The organism is Olleya namhaensis (assembly GCF_900114005.1).
GTDB classification, from domain to species: domain Bacteria; phylum Bacteroidota; class Bacteroidia; order Flavobacteriales; family Flavobacteriaceae; genus Olleya; species Olleya namhaensis.
Genome location: NZ_FORM01000004.1, coordinates 183,985 through 206,470, shown reverse-complemented (window position 1 = coordinate 206,470; position 22,486 = coordinate 183,985). Strand labels below are relative to the sequence as shown.

The window sequence follows — 22,486 nt, the reverse complement described above, 5'->3', positions numbered from 1 at the left end:
TTATTATATATTTTCTTTAGATAGTATTGCTGTAATCGCTTTTAAAATACGTTGCGACGATTCTTTTTGTGGTGATTTACAAATAGTATCGAACCATAATTTCGCCTTTTCTGCAGTATCTGATTCTTTACTAATAATACCTACTATTTTGGCTTCAATCTCTTCTGCTTTATCAAAATATATTACTGCTCCATTTGGCATTGAACGAAAGTGAACATATTTATAACATTGATGTATATTCCAATTCGCCTTTAACTGTACTTCTTGATTGTAATTAAAATAACCGCAGGTTTTATTAAATGCAGCATAATCGAAAACCATTGACGAGCCTAAATTTACAACAAACAAAGAATGTGCTATTGTATTAGATAACAAAATATTATCTTCCTTACTAGGTAACATTGTATTCCAAGTATTATTTACATTTTGCCATTTTGGTGCAACCTCTACAATCAAGCCATTATATTTAGAAACGATATTATCGTATCTGCCAGAAAAATCTACTGGGCATTTTCTAAAAACAATACCTAGATTATAACCTTTTGTGTTTAAAGATGCTATTGCCCTAGCAAAATCCTCTAAGTACTTTGGGTCATCTGGAGAAGTAGTAACATCGTCGCCCGAAAAACAAACATATTCTTTTTTAGAATCTAGATTATAGTCTTTATAAAATGCTTCTTTAGTTTTTATTGTTTCGTTGTCGTAATGTGGTTCGAACTGTGGTGTTCCAGTTACTATTATTTGATTGGCTTTAATTTGAGGATAATATTGATGCATCTCTTTTTTCATGAAATCACTCCACACAAAATAATAGTCTGTATCCACAACTAGTGTTGCTTTTGGCAAATTATCCCAAGAAAAAATAAATGTAGCTGTAGGGATATCAATATCTCGAGCTGCCAATAAAGGTGCTATAGCATCCACAATTCTCTGGTTAGTACAAAAAAGAAAATCTGGTTTTTCTATTTCTAAAGTATTGATACACGAGTTGTAATAATCTGTAGAGCGCTCTTTTTTATTAATGATTTGCTTAATTTTTTCAAGCCCTTTTGAAGATGAAAATAAAAATATTATAACTTTCGTAATTACGTTTTTTACAACTGCTTTTATAGATTTGTTGCTTGCAGGAAATTTATAGGCGTTATAAATAGGATCTCCTGTATTCTTAATATTTAAATTTAATTCTATCGTTTTTCTTGCGTTCTTTAATATATCTGTAAGCCAATGTGGCTTAATATTATCTAATCTAATTTCTTTATAACCCATTTCTGAAATAGAAAACGGAGTGCTATTCCAATACGTAATATCAAGGTTTTGTGCTTTAGCTAAATCGTGAAATTTAGTAAACGCAAAATTACGAAGCGCTATGCCTGAAGGAATAAGAATAAATATTTTTTTGTTTTTCATAATAATTTACAAGCTACCTATTCTACCATGATCTGAAAAATTCCTATTAACAACAAACTCATTGCTCAATGGTTTTTCGGAAAGAAATGTAATATCGCAGAAATAGTTTTCTTCAATTGGATTTAAGCGCCAAGGCACAACATTTTTATAATCTAAAGTCCAATTATTTTTAGCTAGTTTTTTCGTTTCTAAGTTATTCCAAGAGGTAATATAATCGATCCAACGGTAGCCTAGTACCCAAGCTTGTTCTTCGAAAGCATTAATATCTACAATATTTACAGCTCTTAATCCTCCAACATTTTCTTGACTTACAGCTTGAGACCCATCATTAAACACTAATCCTTTAATACCTGGTTGTTGGAAATAATGTGATTTAGCATCTAATAAATCTTCAATATCTACTTCTATATTTTTACAAACCGATTTAAAAGATTGATCCTCTAATTTAGGATTAACCTTTACATAGCGAACCAAATCGTAATAACGAATCCATCTCATATTTCTATACAAACCTAAACCAGCCTCGTTGGCTGCTGTTGCTGCTAATGGATAATAGTTTCTTGCTAATGCATATAATTTACCTAAAATGCCTTGACCTCTACATTCTACATCTAAATACACATTAATTATCCAAGCTAAACCGCCTTGAAAATTAGCTCCTACATGGCCAACAACTTCTTGATTATTGTTTAAACAAATAAAAGAGCGTCCATATTTAGCGTTCCCATATTGCCATTCCCAAAATTCTAATTTATGTAAAGGATGGTTGGCTCTATATATTTTTATAAAAAAAGCACGTAGTTTATCCCAATCTTGTATTGTAGCCTCTCGCGTTATCATATTTTATAGTTTTTTCCTCCAATAACATCGTTACAATCAAATCTATTTAAAAGCAGTTTATCCTGAGGATTCAAATTTACACCACGTTTAGTTGTAAACCCAAATTTATAACCAGCTAATGTTGCTAATTTAGAAACCTCAGCAGTACAAGCTTCGTCTGTTCCATAAGGATAAGCAACAGTATCTATTTTAGTTTTTGTTAAGCTTTCAAAATAATTTTTAGAGCTTTCTAATTCTTTAGTTATGTCTTTTAATGGTAACAAACCTAGTGGGTAATGACTATGAGTATGGCTTCCTAGATAGCCTAAATTTGCTAGTTCTTGTAAATTATTGGTAGACATGTACAAATCGTTTAATACTTCATTTTCATTAAAATGATTAGAAAACAATTCGTTTATTACTTCTTCTTGTTCTTTATAGTCTAAAACAAAATTTAATATGTATTTTAAAACAGCGCTTTTTTCGTCATCATAAATGTAAATCGCTTTTATTTTAGCGACATCTATAATTTGCAATTTACTTTTGTATTTATTTTCAATTCTTTTTAAGATTATTTCAGATTCAATTTTTGATCTTAATAAATGAATTTTGTGGACTGTCGATATTCTTTTCTCTTGATAGTTAATTGAATTTGCAAAAAATAGTGCCGGAATATTAAGTTCGTTTAATATTGAAAAACCAAAATCTACTTGTTCTTTTAATCCATCATCAAAAGTGATTAAAATATAATTTTCTTTACTTGAAAGGAGTTGCTCAGAATTATTTAACAAATCTTTTGAACCTATAAATTCGCCTCGATTTTGAAGCAATAGCAACTGCTTTTTAAATGCTAAAGGTGTGACTCCAAAAATACTTGGGTATTTAGTTTTAAAATCTTCTCTAATGTAATGGTAGTTACTAACTGTTAGCATAATTTAAATATCCATAAATTGTTTTTGATGATTGGTTTCCCATAAATCTTCCATCAATAATGTTTTTAAAAAAGCTTCCGCACTATTACCTTTTCCAAAGATTTCGGTTTTCTCTATTTCAAATTCTTTTTTATCGTTAATAGCTTTTAATATATCTTCAGCATTATAACTTGTATTAATAATTGATCCCAATAAAACTCTATTGGCTTGTCTTGTACCAACGTTTATTGTAGGAATTCCATAATAAGGTGCTTCTCTCACACCTGCACTACTATTACCAATTATAAATTTAGATTTTTTTAATAAGGTTAAAAAATATTCGAATCTTATGGATGGGAAAATTCTAAAATTTGAATGGCTTTTTAAAGTTTGATAAACTTCAAGTATAATTTGGCTTCCTAAATCGTTATTAGGAAAAATTACAACATAATTCTTTTCACTCTTAATTAAGGCTTCTACAAATTGCTTTGCATAGCGTTCCATTTGATCATGCTCTGTTGTTACAGGATGAAACATCGCTACTGCATAATCATCGAAACTAATATTATAATATGCTTTAACAACCTCTAGACTTGGTAGATTTTCGGAAAACATAATATCTACATCTGGAGAACCAATACTATAAATAGACTTTGGCAACTCTCCCATTTGCTCCAAACGTTCTTTAGCTTTATCATTAGCGACAAAATGAATATGACTCATTTTACTTGTAGAATGTCGAATAAGCTCGTCTATAGTACCAGATAATTCGCCTCCTTCAATATGTGCAACTAATATATTGTTTAAACTACCAACAATAGCTCCTGCTAATGCTTCTACACGATCTCCATGAATAACAATTAAGTCTGGGTTTATAGTTTTTATAAACTCAGAAAAACCCGAAATGGTCTTAGCCAATGTTAAATCCATTGTAGCCTCGTGTGTGTGGTTGTTAAATGTTGAAATATTTTTAAAACCACAACGTTCAACTTCAATTAATGTATAACCATATTCTTCAAGCATATGCATGCCTGTAACAAATATGTGAACCTCAAATTGACTTTGACTTTCTAGAATTTGGATTAGTGATTTCACTTTTCCGAAGTCTGCTCGAGTGCCTGTTAAAAAAACAATTTTTTTCATTTATCTACTTTAAAGGCTTTATTTTATGTACTTCATCTTTTAAAACGATACTATTACTCTTAATGCTGTTACCTACAAGAATATGAGCACCAATAGTTACATTATTTTCTATTTTTAAATCACCAAGAATTGAAGCGTTACAGTATAATGTTACATTATCTCCAATAACAACTCCTGTGCCTTCTCCATTTTTTTTATGACCAATAGTACAACCTTGATGGATTATAAAACCTTTTCCAATGGTATTTCTACTGCCTATTACTGTGCCTTGCCCATGGATGATATAAAAACCTTCTGCAATACTATTATTGAAATAGATTTCGCAGGAACACAACTCTTTTAAAAGCCAATGAATTTGGGCTGTTAAATCGTTATAATTATCTGTTTGTAATTGATTTCCTAGTCTAAATAAAAATACAGCTAACTCATTAGCATTACTTTGTATTCTTTGTTTTATTTGTTTTTTTGATAATGCTGGTAAATGATAGTTTACATCTTTTACCGTTTTCTCGAAAGCATCATGTATTACCTTATCTGGTATGGCTTTTGGCTTATATACTTTAGCTTGTAAAAAAGAAATAAATTCTACCATTACTTAATATCTTTCCAAGTTAACTGTTCGTCATTATCTATTGCTCTTGTTGCTATTTTACCAAGTATACTTTCATATTCATTGGCTAAAATATCTCCAGTTCCAGGTCTTTTAACCCAGATATTTTCTTTTGTATAGGTTTCGCCTTCTGCAATTGATTTTATAGTACAAACCGTTGCGAAAGCAAAATCAATAGTTACTTGCTCTTCTTTAGCAGGCTCCTTTACACCACCTCGCATTAATGCCATTTCTGCACTATTAATAATAAGTTCGCGACAAGCTTGTTCGTCCATACTACAAACAATATCTGGGCCTGTACGTTGCATGTGGTCTGTAAAGTGACGCTCTAATATAGAACCGCCTAATGCTACAGCTCCTAAACAGGCATTATTATTTAGTGTGTGATCACTTAAACCAAAAACTTTATCTGGAAACGCTTCGTGTAATTGTATCATGGCTCCAAAACGTACCAAATGAATTGGTGTTGGATATAAATTTGTGGTATGTAATAGCGCAACAGGCACTTTATGTTTATCGAAAATAGCGACTGCTTTACTTACACTTTCTATGGTATTCATTCCTGTACTTAATATTACAGGCTTACCAAACTGTGCAATATGCTCTAAAAGCGGATAGTTATTACACTCACCAGATCCTATTTTATAAGCTGGTATATCGAACTTTTTTAAACGTTCTGCTGCTGCTCGAGAGAAAGGTGTAGAAATAAAAATCATGCCTTTAGACTCTACATAATTTTTAAGTGCAAGCTCATCTTCTTCGTTAATTGAACAACGCTCCATAATATCATAAATAGACACCTCTGCATTACCAGGAATCACCTGTTTTGCTGCACCACTCATTTCGTCTGCAACAATATGCGTTTGGTGTTTTACAACTTCAACACCAACTCTATGTGCTGCATCAACCATTTCTTTAGCAACTGCTAAAGAGCCTTCGTGGTTTATACCAATTTCGGCAATGACTAAAGGTGGAAAATCTTTACCAATTTTACGTCCAGCTATTTCTATATATGGATTCATATATTGTATTCTCTATATTATATTAATTTACCTTTTTTCTTTTACTTAAATAACTCTTTATTTTACTTCTAGCTGGCTTTTCGATGTATAAATAACTTAAAACAGATAAGCCAATGAGTATAAACAGCCTTAAAAAGAAGCAAAATAAGAAATCTTCTGCTTTATCTAAGCCTAAATACTTATTCAATCTATAATCACTTATATACATCCAAACAATAAATTGAAAAATATATAAACCGTAACTTATTTCGCCTAAAAAAACAAAAGCTTTTTTATTAAACAATTTGGTTATAAACCCATTATTAAGTGACAATAATATAATTATTGGAATAAATAGAACTGCTAAAAGACCATTGTGATAACTAAGGCCTATTGGAAATTTTAAGGCTATTAAAGATAAAATAACTAGAGCAATTATATGCACATCGTAATTTTTAGTTTCAGTACTTTTTTTAACAAAATAAAGACCTGCTAGATTACCAATAATAAATTCATTAAGGTGAAAAATGGGATGATACATTACATCTTCCGAACTATAAAATAAATCTGTAAACGTTGTTTGATTAATTAAATAATGAAATAAAACTTGACTAATTAACCAAAATAAAATAATCGGAACAATTAATTTATTGAAACTAATTTTAGAGTAAAACCTATTGTATAAAAATGGGAACAATGCATAAAACACTAACTCTACTGATAATGACCAAGCGGGAATATTAAAAACTAAAGCTTGACCAGGCACCCATGTTTGAACCATAAATAGATTCAAAATAAACTCGGTAAAATTAAATTGACCTGAAACAACTACTAGAAACAAAAGGCAAAGAATGGCTAGGAGATATACAGGATAAATTCTAGCAAATCTATTTACCATATAGTCCATAAAATTAACCTTCGCTTTTTTATGGTAGGCAATTATCATTACAAAACCAGACAAGATAAAAAAGTAACTTACTCCAATATTAGCTTGTTTAAATAAAAACTGAGTATACTCGTTAGTAAAATGCATTGATCCGCTACCAAAGTGGAACACAACAATTAAAAGTGCCGCAACAAATCGAGTAAAAGTAAGTTGTTCTATTCTCATTACTGGCTTACTTAAATTAAGTTAAGATTAGACTTCTCTAAAATATAATTTGCATAGTCTAAATCTGCTTGTGTATCAATATCTATAGTTGAAAACTCGTGATTTATTTTAAAAGGAAATCCGTTAGTAGTCATTATTTCATTGTTTAATACACTTGTTGCATTAGTTATATACAATAATCCATTTTCAAAAAATAAGGGTTCTAAATCTTGACTGCGTTGTCCTGGTGTATAATTAAAAGGCTTAAACTTATCATTCTCTATTTTTCCTAATTTATGGTGACTTTGAGATACTGTAAACACACTGTCACAAGCTTTTTCATTGTAAGCATTTATACAATCTTCTAACAATGTTTTTGGTCTTAATGGATTTGTAGGCTGCAATAGGATTACTGTTTCTACAGTTTCATTAATTGATTCTAAAACATGCTTAACCGCAGAAACTGTCGGTTCAAGATCTCCAGAAATCTCCGAAGGTCTATCTATAACATTTACGCCATAAGACAATGCTATTTCTTTTATTGTGGCATCATCTGTTGTAATATAAATAGCATCAGCTAAATGTAAATTTGCTTTAGCATACAAAATACTGTGTGCTATTAAAGGCAAATCACCTAATGCTAAAACATTTTTATTTGGCAACCTTTTAGAGCCTCCACGTGCTGGTATAACTATTATTGTTTTCAATTTTAGTAGTGTTTATATTTTTATATCAAGGCCAATTTAATTGATCTGGTGCTTTTATATATACTCCCATTTTGTTATTAAAACGGTTATAAGCAAAAGCAGTTACCAACTGTGTTGCCTCTGCAATATAATCTTCGGAAATTTTATCTAAAACCGTAGTTCTTTGCTTGTAAAAGGCGTTTAACACCTCTAAGTTGTTAATGTTATTTACAAAAAACTTCATTTTATTTAAGATGTCATTTTCCTTATTTTGATAAGCCGAAACACTCCCATAACCACTAACTACTTTATCCATTATAGAATTGGGATAAGTAATTCCAAAAACAGGAATACCAAAAGACAAAGCTTCTATTAATTTACCTTTTAACAATTCGCCATGAAAAATAGAATCTACAACAAACATACAGTCCGATTTCTTTACAAGCTCAAGTACTTCTGCTCTCTCTAATTTAAATTTTAAAATAACATTGGGTATTGATGTTTTTAACCAAGTAATAGATTCTTCATCAAACTGAGAAAGCACAAATGTAAAATTTACTTTTTGCGAGACTTCAAGCTTATTAAAGTTAATTAGACTCGTCTTAAACTCTTCAGTAAAAGCACTTTTATAAAAAGTACCTGTGTATAAAAAATTGACTTCCTCTTTCTCTACATTTCTTTTGTAAAGTTTTTCAACTTTTTGCATTGCATGTGGTATTACAAAACAACGTTGCCTATCTAGATTGTAATTATTAGCCATTCTATCTGCTAATTTAGATGAAGGAAACGTCCAAGCCTGCGCAATATCTTTTGTCTTAAAAAAAGTAGTTTGATCTCTATCTAAATTGTTCTGATTAAAGACACCTACATTTATTGGATCGTTTACATTAACTATAAATGGGAATGTTTTTTTTTTATAAACATGTAGTATTGGAACTATTGAAAGGGTTGGCAGTATTCTTGACCAAACAACATCTTCCTGAGTGATAACATCATTTAATATCTTAGCTTGTTTTTTTACCCAAACGGTCTCTACAAGAGTATAATTAGATCTAAACACCATTTTATATAAAGTATTTAAAACCTTATAAGCTAAACTTCCTAAACCTTTGTTTTGTTTTGATGTTTTATAGAGTAGTGCATTTGTTTTATGTTTTTTTATCAGCTTAATTACTCCTGCTTTAAAACTATAATTATTGAATGCAGTAATCACATACAACACACTTCCCTTTTTAGATAAAATATCCAACCAATTTTTATTAACGATAGCTTCGCTAGATTTTTGATCTGGATGAACAGAATAAGCCGACACAATAATTCTATTAACCATCTATTCTGCTTTTACACTGTTATAATTACTAATCATTTGCTTTGGCAATTTTTTCCATGAGTAGAATAATTTCGAAAAACGCTTATTTAGAACCAACTTATAAAACAGTTTGTTTTTTATAAAGTAACTAATACTATTCATTTTTTGTCTTTCTGAAAATCCAGAAATAACAACATCTTTATCACTATTATTTATAGTTGCTTCAGACATCCAATCTTCCAAAACATTACCCATATGGAAAGCATAGTTCTCCTGCGTTGTCACTCTCCAATAATCAAATTCTAAAGCTGCAGAATCTAAATAACCTTCAGTGTTTCCTCCTAGTTTATAACCCAAATACGATTTTACAGTCTCAAATTGCTGCTTTTTATAGGTTGCCACAAAATGACCTGAACCTAATAGTACATTTACTTCTTTATTTTCGATACCTAAACCGTACTTTAAAAAATCTTTATTATAAGTCTCATCCCAACCGATACTTTTATAAAATAGGGCTAATGCTTTTGGTGACTTTATAGGAAGAAATTTAAAGTTTTTATTAAATAGGTTATCGTAAATAACATTGCCGCAATGCGATTTAAACATATTAAATTGAGGCACAATACCAACAACGCCAACTTTTGGAAAGGTTTTAAAAACCTTAGCTGTTTCTAATTGCCATCCACTAGCAAAAAGCACATCTGCATCTGTAATGGTTACTAACTCTATAGTATTACCAACCAACCCTTTTAAAATAGCATTTAATTTGCCAATGTTAGTGGTGTGTATTAATTCTTGAATGCTTCCTTTTTTGTATAAATACTCTAAGTAATCTACAACTGCGTCACAACTTCCATTATTTACAATCGAAAAGAATGTTCTGTTGTGAGCTGTTTTAAATAAAGACTCTAAAGTTAATTTTAAAATAGATAAGCTATTTTTAAAATAACCTTCTTGATTAGGTATATAAACAGGCATTACTACCTGATGTGTAAACTCAGATTTTTCTAATACTTGGTCTTTATGTGGATTGTAACCTATTCTCATTTTTAATAATTGGATATCATCATCTGATTATTACTTTTAACTTATCTAACACCTAACTTAGATTCAAAATATTATTAATAGTATCTTTAAAATATGCATCACTAAAATAGTCTCCAAACACCTTAGCGTTTTCTTTAGTTTGTATAGTATCTGTAATTAAAGCTTCTAATTTTAGCCTAACAGCATCCAAATCATCTCCACACGCAATAAACTTTTTATTTTTAATCAAATTACTTAATTCACTACGTTGCGGAGACACACAAAATATAGGTTTATTCAAAGATGCCAAAAAAGGAGCTTTACCTACCAAAATATTACAATAAAAAGGGCCATTTTCCAAAATAACATTAATATCTGCGATATGTTTTTGTTCGTAAGAAGAGTTAGAAAAATTTAGTGTTCCTAGAACTGCAATATTGTTGTTTCCCGCATACTTCTCCCTTAGCCTTTGCACGTCTCCCCCTCCTAAACGCAGAACAAATTCTGTATTATCTTTAATTTGCACATTAGTTCTCACTAATGTATCATAAGCATCTAAAAGCACATCAATCTTTCTTCCAAACTGAATAGACCCATGATAAGCAAGTGTTACTAGTTTTTGCTTTTTACGCACATGCTCTATGTCTGTTAAATCGAACACGGTTTCCGAAAATTGATGCGGTAACGTATAAAATCGTTTTCTAGAACCATACAAAAACTCTAAGTCTTCAGACATCATTTTTGCTGTACTAATACAAACTTTAGCTTGTTGCACTACTTTGAACATATTATGAAAACGATTTAACTCATCTCCAGTCAACTCATTTAAAGAACCCTGATACCAAAAAAATGGATAAGGATCATGAAAATTTATTATTGCTTTCTTTAAAATAGGCAAATCTTTTGCTGCCAAAAGGGTTTCATGCTTTAAACCTGAACTTCTTATAAAAACATGATCGTACTTTTCATGATTGAGAGCATTCATATGCTTACCATAAGACTTATGAATAAATTTATCATACCAAGAAATATTAAATAATCGCCTTGTAAATCTATTAATCCATTTGACAGTAAACGTAGGTTTTAAATTAATTTTATGTGATTGTATTGAGTTTACAGGTAGCAACTCTAATTGGTCATCATTATTATGGTTTTTAAGATACAAAACATCAATAACAGCATCTGGATACGCCATTCTTAACTTTGCAAGAAAAGACCGTGAAACTACACCTTCGCTTGTACCAGACACCCTAAGATCTTGTGCTATTACTAGAAAATTCATAATATTATTTTAAATGTTTTTTATACAATCTATAAAAGAATAAACGTAATGGTAACTGACTATAATATAGATTCCATTTTAATGTGTCTTGAGTTGTTAATTCTAATGTCTTAATGATTCTCTTGAATAAATCATACGGCTTGTAATCTAACGAGACTTGAATAAAATAACGGATAATACTGTTAGAAAGTAATCCTTCTTTTTTTAAGTTTTGAATAACCAAAACAATAGCAGCTGCATTAGATTTTATTCTAACAGGATCTTGATTAAAAAACTCACCTGTGTTTGAAGCTTCGTGCTTTCTTCCATAAAATAAAATCTTATCTATAGAAACACCTTTATAACCTTGTGAAACGATTCTAGAATATAGCTCCCATTCTTCCGCATACATAAGATGTTCGATGTAATGATTAGTAACAAAACATTCCTTTTTCCACATAATAGCGCAAGAATTGAAAAGCAATTCGTTTTTAAGTATTCGGTTTACGTCTTTTTTATCTATTTCAAAGTGCGTATATTCTTTTGAAAAATCATAGTTATAGTTAAAATCACCTGTAAAAACAGCTCTTATATAACGACAAAAATCTATATTTTTTGTTTTAAACTCAGACACGCACAATTCTAAATTTTGTGGATGTGCAATATCATCATCATCAAAGAAAATAATATAGTCCCCTTTTGCTATATCTAACCCATAATTTCTAGAACCAGGTAAACCTTTTGTATAATTATCTGTTCTTTTTAAATAAGAAAACCTATTATCCTCTATTAAAATTGGACCTAAAACCTCAGCCGTATTATCTGTTCCGCCATCATCAATTATTAGGCATTCCCAATTCTTAAATGTTTGTGCTTGTATGGACTTAATAGACTCAACAATATATTGAGCTCTATTGTATGTTGCCATTATAATAGTTACTGTTGGTTTCATTATTTTTTAAAAAAAGAATATTTAATTAATGTTTTTATTGTCTTTGTATCCAATACACTATAAAAATTTAAAATTATAAATGCAGCTCTTGAAATGTTTTGTTTCTCTTTATAATTTAAGACAAAAACATAAGTTATTTTATTCATAAGCAGCTTCTTTAAAGCACTTTTGTTACTGTAGTTCTTTAACTTAGAAAGCGTCGTTAGAAACTCAAAAAACATGTTCTTATTTCTTTTAATCCAATCGAACTGTATTTCTTTGTGTATTAAAATATTAGTTTGAAACCTAGCAATAACCTCATGATTGTTTAGCATTATAGATTTAGCAAAACTAGAATACATTAATTCTACATTTTTTATAAAAAGTTTATTTTTATTGTTATTGGAAGAAATACTATGTGTTAAACTATCTCTATGAAGCCTATAATTATATAAATTCTCTTTTAACTGAAAAAACTTGCTATGCAAAGAAGCTCTCAGCCAAAAATCGTAATCTTCAACTAAAAAGAGTGATTCATTATAACCATCGTTTTTATTAAAAACTTCCATTTTATACAAAAAACAGGACCCAATAAAATTGCCAAATAATATATTTTCAAAACTTAAAAAAGACACTTCTTTTAGCTCCTTACCATTAGCATCTATTTTTGATATATCACTATACACCAAATCTACTTTATTAATTTTTAAAGTTGTCAATAAGCGCTCAATAGCATTTAAATTATAGATATTATCGTCACTAGTCCAAGTTACATACTCTCCTTTTCCCGCTTTGTGACCCACATTTAAACTTGCTGGTAGTTTTAGATTTTTATTATTGTTAATAATAACTATTCTATTATCTTTTTTCTGCAGTTTTGTAGCAATTTCTAAGCTTCTGTCGGTTGAACAATCATTTACAATAATTAGCTCAATATTAGTATGTGTCTGGTTTAAGCAACTATCTATTGCTTCTTCCAGAAATTTTTCACCATTATAAACTGGCATAATTATAGAAACTAAGGGAGTACTCATTTAATTAATCAAAATAATTAGTTAATATTTGTTCTAATTTAATAACATAACTATCAATATCATAATCCTTTATCCTCTTCAAGTTGTTATTTCCTTCTATTTCTCTTAAATCCTTACCATTCAACAATAACTCCATTGCTTTTAATATTCCATTCTCATCATTATTTTTAACTAGAAATTTAGAGTCTCCCAACAGACCAATACACCCCGGATGATTTGAACTGATTACAGGTAAACCATATAACATATATTCCATTACTACATTTGGAGTCCCTTCAATTAAGGATAACAACATACCCACATCTAAAACATTTAGAACATCAACAACTTTAACATTACTTAATAAAGTTACCTTATCGGATATTCCTAAATCAAAAATCTCTTGTTTTAAACTAAGATAAATATCATTAGAAATATGATCATTCTCTCTATTACCTTGTAGTATTAAATGGGCAGTATCATAATTTTTAGAAAGTTCGTAAAAAATTTTAAGGGCTAAATCGTGATATTTAAAACTTCTAAAATGGGCTATCATTCCAAACACTATTTTATCTTTATTTATACCGTAAGTTGTTTTAAACTTAGACATATCTGAATCCTCTCTATTAAGTGTAATATATTGAGGCAATAAATTAAACTTACTAGGTTGTACCTTATAGTCCTTTTTAAAGATATCAAAACAATTTTCAGCATTACCAATAATACAAGGCATATTATTAACTGCTACACTTTCGAATATATCTTTTTTCAAAAAATCTAAACCTAATTGATGCCAAAAAGTATACTTTACGGTTGGTAGGATTTTATATAAGTAATAAGCAATTTTTGAAGGAAAATTTAAAAAAGGTATAACAACATCATATTTTTCCTGTTTAAGTCCTTTACGTAACCTTAATAAGTATTGAACTGACCATTTTAACCGTTTTAAGTTCTTAATTGAAAATTCTCTCCTTAAAATAATATAAGGTTCTCCAAAATAATGTATTTGATTGATACCTGTTTCTTTATAAAAATCCTGAAAATCTTTTGTGATTTTGTTAGATGATGTAAACAAGATATCAACATTACAATTTCTATACTTAGTTAAATACCTGCCAAGACCTAAAGCTTGTCGCTCCGCACCACCTAAAGTACCAACTTGTAATACTAACAATACTTTCTTTTTATTAAATTCCATAATTTCAATTTACTATCTGTTTTACCGTTTTACAGAATAGACTCATCAATTAAATTTAAAATTTCCTCATCTACTTTATTATCAAATTTCCTTGCAAATAAAATATTTGCAGGTTGTTGTAATAATAAATGATAATCTTCTTTTAAGAAGGTAACTGGTAACTCTACACCTTCCCTTTCCCAATCAATAAAATGTAAAGCAGGCTTCACTTTAATAGAAGTATCCAATAACATTAGTTCTTTTAGTATGGTATGAAAAAATTGCTCATCAGAACTAGATGTATATTGATAGTATCGATATAATGCAACTTTATTTAAATCTACATACTTTAATATTTTTAATGCTGTCTCATAATTTAAACTCCACCAATTAGACCCTTTAAAATGCTTTTTAAATATGGATCCCCTTTTAAATCTAAAAAAAAGAGACCAATCATTAAACTTTATACTCCCCTTTAAACTATATCTTATAAATAGTTTAAAATTTTTAATTCCAGAAGCCAAAATAGGTTCTAAATAAACAAACCCTTTAGGTGCATCTGCTCTTTTTAATGCATAATTTAACACTCTATTTATATATAACTTATTACTTTTATCAAATAAAACTTGATCAAAACTAATAAACTCAAAACCCTTATTATTTTGTAAATATGCATCAATATCCTTCAATGATTTAATAGGATAATCTTGACCACTTAAAAAAAATATTCTTGAGTTACAATCATTTTTTAAAGTTGCACTTTTTAATAAATTTATAGTCGCTAGCACTTGTGAAAAATCTCCCCAAATACAATTTACTCTCTCTTCTATAAAACATACACTTGAATTTTGAATTTCATCTAAAAACAAATTTATATTAACTTTTAAATCTACATGTATATAAAACTGAGATTTATCATCATCCAATTTCTCAATTAACCTCTTTAATTGCTTTGGGTTTTTATGAACAGTTATTATGTAAATTTTATTCATAATCCTTCAAATAAATAGAAGTAAATTAAAGGTGCATTTAATTTAACTAGTTTGGAAATAATTTTTAGTCTTTCTTTGCTCTTCAGTTTTAAAACATAGATAATATCATCTTTTGATAGTTTAAAAATTGCTTTTTTTCGCCACTTTTTGGTTACTCCTGCAAAATCATTGGTGAAAAATATTTGATAAACAACTCTTTTCTTAATTGAGTTCATAATACTATCTAATTCTATAGTATTAAAAACTTTACTTTTAGTATTTAAAACTCTCAATTGCTTTATCCAGTTTAAAAACAAAACAAACTCTTCCAACTCAATAGTGTCAGACTTTAACAAAAACTTAGATAATAAATCATCTTTAAACTTATTAGTGCAATAGTTTAACTTTTTAAACAAAGTTAATTGTATAATAAAATCTCCTCGAACTTGAAGTTCTTTATATTTATTAGATACTTGATTATCGTGACCTCTATAATGATACAATACTTCTTGAATGTTATAAAGTCTACCGTCCCATGCTATTCTTGTCCAAAAATCATAATCTTCAACATGTAATTTATCGTCCTCAAAACCTATATTTTTTACAGCGCTAGTCCTTAACATGCAGCACCCTAAACTCATTGGGCATTTAACTAGCATTTGTGCTACAATCTCGCTATGAGTTTCTCTGTGTTTTATTAATTTTTCATTACTCCCAAAAAACTTTATCCAACTACCACAAGCAATAACGTCTGGATTCGATTCTAAAACGTTAAACTGCTTTTCAAATCTTGTTAATTCGTTTACGTCATCTCCATCCATCCTTGCAATATATTTTCCTTTTGCAAGGCTAAACCCAAGGTTTAAACTATCAATCAAGCCTTTATTAGCTTCTTTTTTAATTATTTTAATTCTATCATCAGTAATAGTCTCTATTATTTCTAAAGTATTATCCGTTGAACAATCATCAATAACTAATATTTCAAAATCTTCAAATGTTTGATCCAAAACAGACTGAATAGCTTCCTCTATGTATTTCTCAACATTATATACTGGAAGTAGTACGGTAATTAAAGGAGTGTTAGTTATCAATTTTTTTTCTTATTATTCTTGTAAACCCCACTCAATATTTTCATGAAAAACAGGATTATTTTTTAGATTTATTTTACTTAGGAAAAAACTATTATTATTGTCAGAAACTTGAAAAGTTATAGCATCTAATAAAATTTCTAAATCTACAAGTGTATCTCCAAAAAACAAGTCTATACTATACTTTCCTGGGATTAATCTTAATCGATTTATGGCAATTAACACCTCACCTTTCTTAACTAGCTCACTATTAAGGTTTGGTTGATTATAATGCTTATTATTTACAGATAATAACTCTCTCCCAGAATCGTCTTTGATAACAATACCTAGTATTAATTTTTTAACTTCTATATTAGTTTCGAATGCTACTTTTATTTCAAGAGTGTCTAAAAACGAAATATTTTTTTTAGGTATCCATGCTTTTTTAATAATACCCTTTCCTTTATAATTGGACATTCGTGAATCTGAATTATTACCTGAATATACAGACAGACAATCATCAATGTTTCCAGAAAACTTAATCTTTCCATGCTCTAAAACAATCCCCCGTGTACACAAACTCTTTACCGCAGCCATATTATGACTAACAAACAAAACCGTCCGACCTTCTCCTCTTGAGATATCCTGCATTTTACCAATAGCTTTTTTCTGAAACTCTGCATCTCCAACCGCCAAGACCTCATCAATCACCAAAATTTCTGGTTCTAAAAAGGCTGCTACTGCAAATGCTAAACGCACGGTCATACCGGAACTATAACGTTTTACAGGTGTATCTATATAACGCTGACACCCGGAAAAATCGATAATCTCATCTATTTTAGCCGTAATTTCCTTTTTGGTCATTCCTAAAATAGCCCCATTAAGGAAAATATTTTCTCGTCCAGTCATTTCGCCATGAAACCCTGTACCAACTTCAAGTAACGACGCTATACGTCCTCTTGTTTTAATTTCTCCTGTGGTTGGTCCAGTAACTTTAGATAGTATTTTTAAAAGCGTTGACTTTCCTGCTCCATTTTTACCTATAATACCTAAAACTTCGCCACGTTTAACTTCAAAATTAATGTCCTTAAGCGCCCATACATATTCACTAGAACCTTTAGTGCTACGGTCATTACTTTCGCCTACTTTTAAATACGGATCTTCTTTACCTCTAATACGATTCCACCAACGGTTTAAATCATGACTTATAGTACCTGTTCCAACTAGCCCTAAACGGTATTGCTTAGAGATGTTTTGGGCCTTTAAAATTATATCTTGACTATCTACCATGTTCTATTCTTAAAAAAATCAACAATCTTTCTTGAAGCATCACCTTCTCCATATGGATTTATGCTTTTATTAACTTTAGACTTAGACAAAAGCTCTTTTGTTTTCTCAACTATTAAAACCTCATTGGTGCCTACTAAAAAAGAACAACCTGCTGTAACACCTTCTTGACGTTCTGTAACGGTTCTAGTCACTAAAACTGGTACTCCAAAAGTTGGCGCTTCTTCTTGCACGCCTCCAGAATCTGAAATAATAAGGTGAGATTTCTTCATAATCCAAATAAACGTTGGATAATCTAAAGGTGCTATTAAATGCACATTTGGTAAATTAGAAAGCCGTTTATAAACCACTTCTTGAACGTTAGGATTGAGATGCACAGGAAAAATAAGTTCCACATCATTTTCTTTTGCTATTCTGACTAAAGCATTACAAATAGACTCAAAACCTTCACCAAAATTTTCTCTTCTATGTCCTGTAACAAGGATTATTTTTTTATTAAAATTTACTTTTTCTTTTAAATCTTGAATAACAGTATTTTTAAAACCTTGATCTAAAATAGCACTTGTGGTTTTCAAGGCATCTATAACAGTATTTCCAGTAACTAAAATATTATTTGATGCTACTCCCTCCTTTTTAAGATTCAAGCTTGCAGTTTCTCCTGGAGCAAAATGAAAATCTGCCAACCTACCTGTTAGTTGTCTATTCATTTCTTCTGGAAATGGAGATTGCTTATTATAAGTTCTTAATCCTGCTTCTACATGTGCAACTTTAATTTTTCGATTAAATGCTGCTAAAGCAATAACACTAGAGGTTGTCGTGTCGCCATGTACTAAAACAAGATCTATTTTGTTTTCTGTAAATATTTTATCAATACCTTCTAGAATTCTTGAACTTAATTTATTTAGCGTTTGATTAGGCGTCATTAAATCTAAATCAAAATCTGGTTTCATTTTAAAAAAATCTAATACCTGATCTAAAAGACCTCTATGTTGCGCAGTTACACAAAGCTTAGTATTATAATCTGACTTCAAAAACTGAAAATATACTGGAGCCATTTTTATAGCTTCAGGTCTGGTTCCTATACAAATTAAAACATTTTTATTTTCGTTCATATTTTTAAAATGGTTAGTCTAAACCGTATCTATAAAAGTCTTTTCTGTTTTATTAAAAATAATCAGGCCTATCAAGAAAATTACCACACTGATAACACCTGCATATATAAAATTAGCCCAAGAAAATTGTCCAACTCCTAAAGTCATATACCTAAATAATTCTATAATTGTGGTCATTGGATTATACTCTACAAGCCAAGCATATTCTGGAACACGCGCTTTAAAATAAGACAATGGATACATTACTGCTGATCCGTACATTAATAATTGCACTCCAAAGCTTACTAAAAACGTTAAATCGCGATATTTTGTAGTTAATGATGATAGCAACATTCCAAATCCCAATCCAAATAACCCCATAAAAAGGACTAAGCAAGGTAATAATACCATTGCTAATTGTGGTCTGGCTAATACCACTTGATCCGTAAAAAAGACATAGTAGATGTAAAATAGTACAAATACCAGTAATTGAATTCCGAATTTTAATAGGTTTGAAAACACAACTGATAAAGGCGTAATAACTCTAGGGAAATATACTTTACCAAAAATGCCTTGATTAGCTTTAAACGTATTACTTGTACCGGTTAAACAAGTACTAAAATAGTTCCAAGAAGTAATCCCTGCTAGATTAAACAAAAATGGAGGCACGCCATTACCTGTAGGAATTGCTGCTAAATTATTAAAGATTAGCGTAAATATTACAGAGGTAAATAAGGGTTGGATAAAAAACCATAAAGGGCCTAATATGGTTTGCTTGTAAACCGTAATAATATCACGCTTTACAAATAGAAATAACAAGTCGCGATAGCGCCAAATTTCTTTAAAATTAAGATCTATCAGTTTCCTTTTAGGAGAAATGGTATACAACCAGTCTTGAGGGTCTACTTTGGTGTCCAAATAATCTAGTGTTAATTTCTGTTAAAATACAAATAAACGATTTTTTTGGTATTTTGTCGCATAAAAGAAGCGTTTTGTGGATAAAAATAATTTTAAGACACTCTCAGCTTAGCTCCATCTTGAGGTAAATTATTAAAATTACTGTGTTTTGCATAACCTAAAGCTTCATAAACACCATTGCATTAAAAAAACACCATGCAAATATTTCATTTTAAATCATTTAAGCCAAACTATTAGCTATTATGCTTAATTTCTGTGTAAACTAAAAAAAAGATAACTGCTAGCAGGTGATTTGATAAACACTGTTACCACCGTTTTACTTTATAAAAACACCTTTAACACGTGCAAACAGCGACTTTGGCTTTTCATTATCTTCATGATATCCATTACCATAAGCGCCATAGCCATAACCGTAGCCATATCCGTAACCATACCCATACTTTCCTTTTTGATCGTAAAAATTATATAGGAAACTGATGTTTTTAACTTCGCCTTTATTATGCTTACTATTAATTAAGGATAACATTTCCTTTTTTGTATAGTCTTGTCTTACCACATATAACGAGGCATCTGCATACTCAATCAACTCTAAAGCATCAGCCACTAACCCTACAGGTGGTGTATCCAACACAATATAATCGTACTTAGCTTTTAGCTCTGCCATAAAACGATCCATTTGTTCGCCAATTAATAACTCTGAAGGATTTGGAGGAATCGGACCCGACGTAATCACATCTAAATGGTCTACTTTTGTTTTTTGAATAATGTCATCCAATGGTTTTTGACCTATCAAATAGTTAACTGCTCCAATCTGGTTGTCAATATCAAAGTCGCCAAATATTTTAGGTTTACGTAAATCTAATCCTACCAACACGGTTTTCTTTCCGCTTAAAGCGAAAACAGATGCAATATTAATAGAACAAAAGGTTTTACCTTCTCCACTGACTGAAGAGGTTACCATAACCGTTTTAGTGCCTTCTAACTCATGCTTTTTATAAATAAACTGCAGACTAGAACGTACAGCTCTAAAGGCTTCTGCTACTGCTGATTTAGGCTTGTTGAATACTGCTAAATTATTAACAGAATCATTTTTACCAACAACACCCAATACTGGTATTCTGGCAAGCTTCTCTAAATCTTTAGGCGTGTGTATTTTATTATCAAAAAAAGTAATAATAAACGCGATAAATAAAATAGGTAGTAACGCTGCCAATACTGCAAATATGTACCTAATATTAAGGTTAACCGCATTACGACCTTGACCAATATCTTTAGCTGGCTCTATTAAAATAATATCCGAAATATTAGAGGCCTTAATTAAATCTGCCTCCCCACGTTTTGCTAAATACAAATTATAGGTGCTTTGACTTAACAGGTATTCGCGCTCTATAGATTCTAACTTTTGTTGATTTTCTGGTAATGTTGAAAACTTACTCTCCGTGCTATAAATCCTAGAATTAATAGATTGTAATTGGTACCCAATATTGGTTTTTACCGAAGCTATGTTTTCTAACATCACACTTTTAAGTGACGCAATTTGATTATTTAAATCTCCAAACACAGACACGTTATCACGTACCGAAGATTCTAATGTAGATTTTTGAATGGATAAACTAACAATTTTTGAGATACTAGATTGTATGTTAGGATCATCAATACCTTGTAATGCTGGCGCAGGAAAGCTAGTAAAATCTTGACTTGTGGTTACATAATTTTTAAGCAAATCATAAGACATTAGTTTTTGACTTAAAATTTCTTTCTGTGCATTATACTCTTCAATTTTACCAGATAGTAGTTCACTTTCGTTTTCAAGATTAAAAATCTTATTACTACGCTTAAAATCGTTTAACGAATCTGCTTTTCTATTAAGTTGTCCTTTAACACGTGCTAATTGCTTGTCAATAAATGCTACCGTATTTATGGCATATTGATTTTTACGTTGTAACTGATCACGTTCCAATATAAACACAGAGGTATTTATATAGTCTACAATTTTTGCTTTATTTTTATTAGTTAATCGTGTAACTAATAACGGAGAACCTTGCTGATTTGTAACTGCATAGTTATTTACAAACGAAGATACAGTCGCATTAAAATTAGTATACTGTATAAAAAATTCTTGCCCTTTACTAACTGACGCATTTTCTTTTTTAACCACACTCCCTTTAAAGAAAGGCAAATCTATATATTGGTCAAATGCATAGGTTTTAGAAAAGGTTGGATCGCCTAATGGTATAGTCTTAAATGTTTTGTCTTGAAAATTTTGTGCGGTTACGCTTTGTGCTTCTCCAAAATCGTAAGACAACTCAAAAGACGTCTGATCTATAAACACAATTTTAATAGGCTGTCCAATGACTTGATACGCACTGTCCAATCCAACAAATTTAAATGGGTTACTTCCGTAAATGTCCGTTTTATAAAAGCGCCCTTGTTTAAGATAAGATAAATACAGGTCTAGACTATCAACTACTTTTTCGTGGTGTTTTCTGGATTTTAAATTAAGCAATACCTCTTGCACTTTTCCTGAAATACCACCATAATTAAATACTAAACTAGTATTAGAGGTAAATAATGGATTTTTATCATCTTGAACGGTCAAAGAAGCATCTAATGTATATGGAAACTCGCGTCTTATATTTTGTTGATAGACAACATAAAACCCGACAATTAAAGCCAAAACAAACCACTTCCAATAACTTATGGTTCTAAAAACAAATGCTTTAAAATCAAAAACCTGAACACCGTTACCTTCTAATTGTTCTTCCATA

At 30.1% G+C, this 22,486-nt stretch carries 20 protein-coding genes; all 20 read right to left on the bottom strand.

From position 1 onward, the window contains the following. Positions 1-3: 3 nt before the first annotated feature. Positions 4-1,407, bottom strand: a complete 1,404-nt coding sequence (locus BMZ09_RS08105) for a UDP-glycosyltransferase (protein WP_090839308.1) — start codon at positions 1,405-1,407, stop codon at positions 4-6. Between the two features lie 6 nt (positions 1,408-1,413). Next, on the bottom strand, positions 1,414-2,247 hold the full coding sequence (locus BMZ09_RS08100; RefSeq protein WP_090839307.1) for a GNAT family N-acetyltransferase: 834 nt from the start codon (positions 2,245-2,247) through the stop codon (positions 1,414-1,416). After that, positions 2,244-3,158, bottom strand: coding sequence for a polysaccharide deacetylase family protein (locus BMZ09_RS08095; RefSeq protein ID WP_090839306.1), 915 nt, complete (start codon positions 3,156-3,158; stop codon positions 2,244-2,246). Before BMZ09_RS08095 ends, BMZ09_RS08100 begins: the two co-directional genes overlap by 4 nt. A gap of 3 nt (positions 3,159-3,161) precedes the next feature. After that, entirely contained in the window at positions 3,162-4,280 is a 1,119-nt protein-coding gene (gene neuC / locus BMZ09_RS08090; protein WP_090839304.1) for a UDP-N-acetylglucosamine 2-epimerase, read from the bottom strand. A gap of 4 nt (positions 4,281-4,284) precedes the next feature. Then, positions 4,285-4,872, bottom strand: coding sequence for an LbetaH domain-containing protein (locus BMZ09_RS08085; RefSeq protein WP_090839302.1), 588 nt, complete (start codon positions 4,870-4,872; stop codon positions 4,285-4,287). Next, a complete protein-coding gene (locus BMZ09_RS08080) occupies positions 4,872-5,912 on the bottom strand; it encodes an N-acetylneuraminate synthase family protein (RefSeq protein WP_090839300.1) in 1,041 nt (346 codons plus the stop codon). The genes BMZ09_RS08085 and BMZ09_RS08080 overlap by 1 nt, the downstream gene beginning before the upstream one ends. Before the next feature lie 22 nt (positions 5,913-5,934). Further along, on the bottom strand, positions 5,935-7,002 hold the full coding sequence (locus BMZ09_RS08075; RefSeq protein ID WP_090839298.1) for an acyltransferase family protein: 1,068 nt from the start codon (positions 7,000-7,002) through the stop codon (positions 5,935-5,937). An 11-nt stretch (positions 7,003-7,013) separates the two neighbouring features. Further along, positions 7,014-7,688 (bottom strand): acylneuraminate cytidylyltransferase family protein, encoded by a 675-nt coding sequence (locus tag BMZ09_RS08070; RefSeq protein ID WP_090839295.1) that lies wholly within the window; start codon positions 7,686-7,688, stop codon positions 7,014-7,016. A 25-nt stretch (positions 7,689-7,713) separates the two neighbouring features. After that, on the bottom strand, positions 7,714-8,997 hold the full coding sequence (locus tag BMZ09_RS08065; protein WP_090839292.1) for a glycosyltransferase family protein: 1,284 nt from the start codon (positions 8,995-8,997) through the stop codon (positions 7,714-7,716). Continuing rightward, on the bottom strand, positions 8,998-10,023 hold the full coding sequence (locus BMZ09_RS08060; RefSeq protein ID WP_090839290.1) for a glycosyltransferase family A protein: 1,026 nt from the start codon (positions 10,021-10,023) through the stop codon (positions 8,998-9,000). Positions 10,024-10,075: 52 nt separating this feature from the next. Then, positions 10,076-11,284, bottom strand: a complete 1,209-nt coding sequence (locus tag BMZ09_RS08055; protein ID WP_090839287.1) for a glycosyltransferase family protein — start codon at positions 11,282-11,284, stop codon at positions 10,076-10,078. A 4-nt stretch (positions 11,285-11,288) separates the two neighbouring features. Next, complete coding sequence (locus BMZ09_RS08050; RefSeq protein WP_090839286.1) at positions 11,289-12,215, bottom strand: glycosyltransferase family 2 protein; 927 nt, start codon at positions 12,213-12,215, stop codon at positions 11,289-11,291. Then, positions 12,215-13,228, bottom strand: a complete 1,014-nt coding sequence (locus tag BMZ09_RS08045) for a glycosyltransferase family 2 protein (protein WP_090839285.1) — start codon at positions 13,226-13,228, stop codon at positions 12,215-12,217. The genes BMZ09_RS08050 and BMZ09_RS08045 overlap by 1 nt, the downstream gene beginning before the upstream one ends. A 4-nt stretch (positions 13,229-13,232) precedes the next feature. Then, the gene (locus BMZ09_RS08040; protein WP_090839283.1) at positions 13,233-14,405 is read right to left on the bottom strand and encodes a glycosyltransferase; all 1,173 of its coding nucleotides are present in this window, start codon (positions 14,403-14,405) and stop codon (positions 13,233-13,235) included. Positions 14,406-14,434: 29 nt separating this feature from the next. Next, on the bottom strand, positions 14,435-15,376 hold the full coding sequence (locus tag BMZ09_RS08035) for a beta-1,6-N-acetylglucosaminyltransferase (protein ID WP_090839281.1): 942 nt from the start codon (positions 15,374-15,376) through the stop codon (positions 14,435-14,437). Next, a complete protein-coding gene (locus BMZ09_RS08030) occupies positions 15,373-16,446 on the bottom strand; it encodes a glycosyltransferase family 2 protein (protein WP_177183518.1) in 1,074 nt (357 codons plus the stop codon). Before BMZ09_RS08030 ends, BMZ09_RS08035 begins: the two co-directional genes overlap by 4 nt. A gap of 12 nt (positions 16,447-16,458) precedes the next feature. Then, positions 16,459-17,712 (bottom strand): ABC transporter ATP-binding protein, encoded by a 1,254-nt coding sequence (locus BMZ09_RS08025; protein ID WP_090839279.1) that lies wholly within the window; start codon positions 17,710-17,712, stop codon positions 16,459-16,461. Next, positions 17,706-18,821 (bottom strand): non-hydrolyzing UDP-N-acetylglucosamine 2-epimerase, encoded by a 1,116-nt coding sequence (wecB, locus tag BMZ09_RS08020; protein WP_090839277.1) that lies wholly within the window; start codon positions 18,819-18,821, stop codon positions 17,706-17,708. Before wecB ends, BMZ09_RS08025 begins: the two co-directional genes overlap by 7 nt. Before the next feature lie 18 nt (positions 18,822-18,839). Then, on the bottom strand, positions 18,840-19,718 hold the full coding sequence (locus BMZ09_RS08015; protein WP_090839275.1) for an ABC transporter permease: 879 nt from the start codon (positions 19,716-19,718) through the stop codon (positions 18,840-18,842). Between the two features lie 316 nt (positions 19,719-20,034). Next, on the bottom strand, positions 20,035-22,485 hold the full coding sequence (locus BMZ09_RS08010; RefSeq protein ID WP_090839273.1) for an exopolysaccharide transport family protein: 2,451 nt from the start codon (positions 22,483-22,485) through the stop codon (positions 20,035-20,037). Between the last annotated feature and the right edge of the window lies 1 nt (position 22,486).

Bases quoted from the DNA above. Each gene is read 5' to 3' on its own strand.
- BMZ09_RS08105 (WP_090839308.1), bottom strand. From the start codon at position 1,407: ATGAAAAACAAAAAAATATTTATTCTTATTCCTTCAGGCATAGCGCTT.
- BMZ09_RS08100 (WP_090839307.1), bottom strand. From the start codon at position 2,247: ATGATAACGCGAGAGGCTACAATACAAGATTGGGATAAACTACGTGCT.
- BMZ09_RS08095 (WP_090839306.1), bottom strand. From the start codon at position 3,158: ATGCTAACAGTTAGTAACTACCATTACATTAGAGAAGATTTTAAAACT.
- neuC (WP_090839304.1), bottom strand. From the start codon at position 4,280: ATGAAAAAAATTGTTTTTTTAACAGGCACTCGAGCAGACTTCGGAAAA.
- BMZ09_RS08085 (WP_090839302.1), bottom strand. From the start codon at position 4,872: ATGGTAGAATTTATTTCTTTTTTACAAGCTAAAGTATATAAGCCAAAA.
- BMZ09_RS08080 (WP_090839300.1), bottom strand. From the start codon at position 5,912: ATGAATCCATATATAGAAATAGCTGGACGTAAAATTGGTAAAGATTTT.
- BMZ09_RS08075 (WP_090839298.1), bottom strand. From the start codon at position 7,002: ATGAGAATAGAACAACTTACTTTTACTCGATTTGTTGCGGCACTTTTA.
- BMZ09_RS08065 (WP_090839292.1), bottom strand. From the start codon at position 8,997: ATGGTTAATAGAATTATTGTGTCGGCTTATTCTGTTCATCCAGATCAA.
- BMZ09_RS08060 (WP_090839290.1), bottom strand. From the start codon at position 10,023: ATGAGAATAGGTTACAATCCACATAAAGACCAAGTATTAGAAAAATCT.
- BMZ09_RS08055 (WP_090839287.1), bottom strand. From the start codon at position 11,284: ATGAATTTTCTAGTAATAGCACAAGATCTTAGGGTGTCTGGTACAAGC.
- BMZ09_RS08050 (WP_090839286.1), bottom strand. From the start codon at position 12,215: ATGAAACCAACAGTAACTATTATAATGGCAACATACAATAGAGCTCAA.
- BMZ09_RS08045 (WP_090839285.1), bottom strand. From the start codon at position 13,228: ATGAGTACTCCCTTAGTTTCTATAATTATGCCAGTTTATAATGGTGAA.
- BMZ09_RS08040 (WP_090839283.1), bottom strand. From the start codon at position 14,405: ATGGAATTTAATAAAAAGAAAGTATTGTTAGTATTACAAGTTGGTACT.
- BMZ09_RS08035 (WP_090839281.1), bottom strand. From the start codon at position 15,376: ATGAATAAAATTTACATAATAACTGTTCATAAAAACCCAAAGCAATTA.
- BMZ09_RS08025 (WP_090839279.1), bottom strand. From the start codon at position 17,712: ATGGTAGATAGTCAAGATATAATTTTAAAGGCCCAAAACATCTCTAAG.
- wecB (WP_090839277.1), bottom strand. From the start codon at position 18,821: ATGAACGAAAATAAAAATGTTTTAATTTGTATAGGAACCAGACCTGAA.
- BMZ09_RS08010 (WP_090839273.1), bottom strand. From the start codon at position 22,485: ATGGAAGAACAATTAGAAGGTAACGGTGTTCAGGTTTTTGATTTTAAA.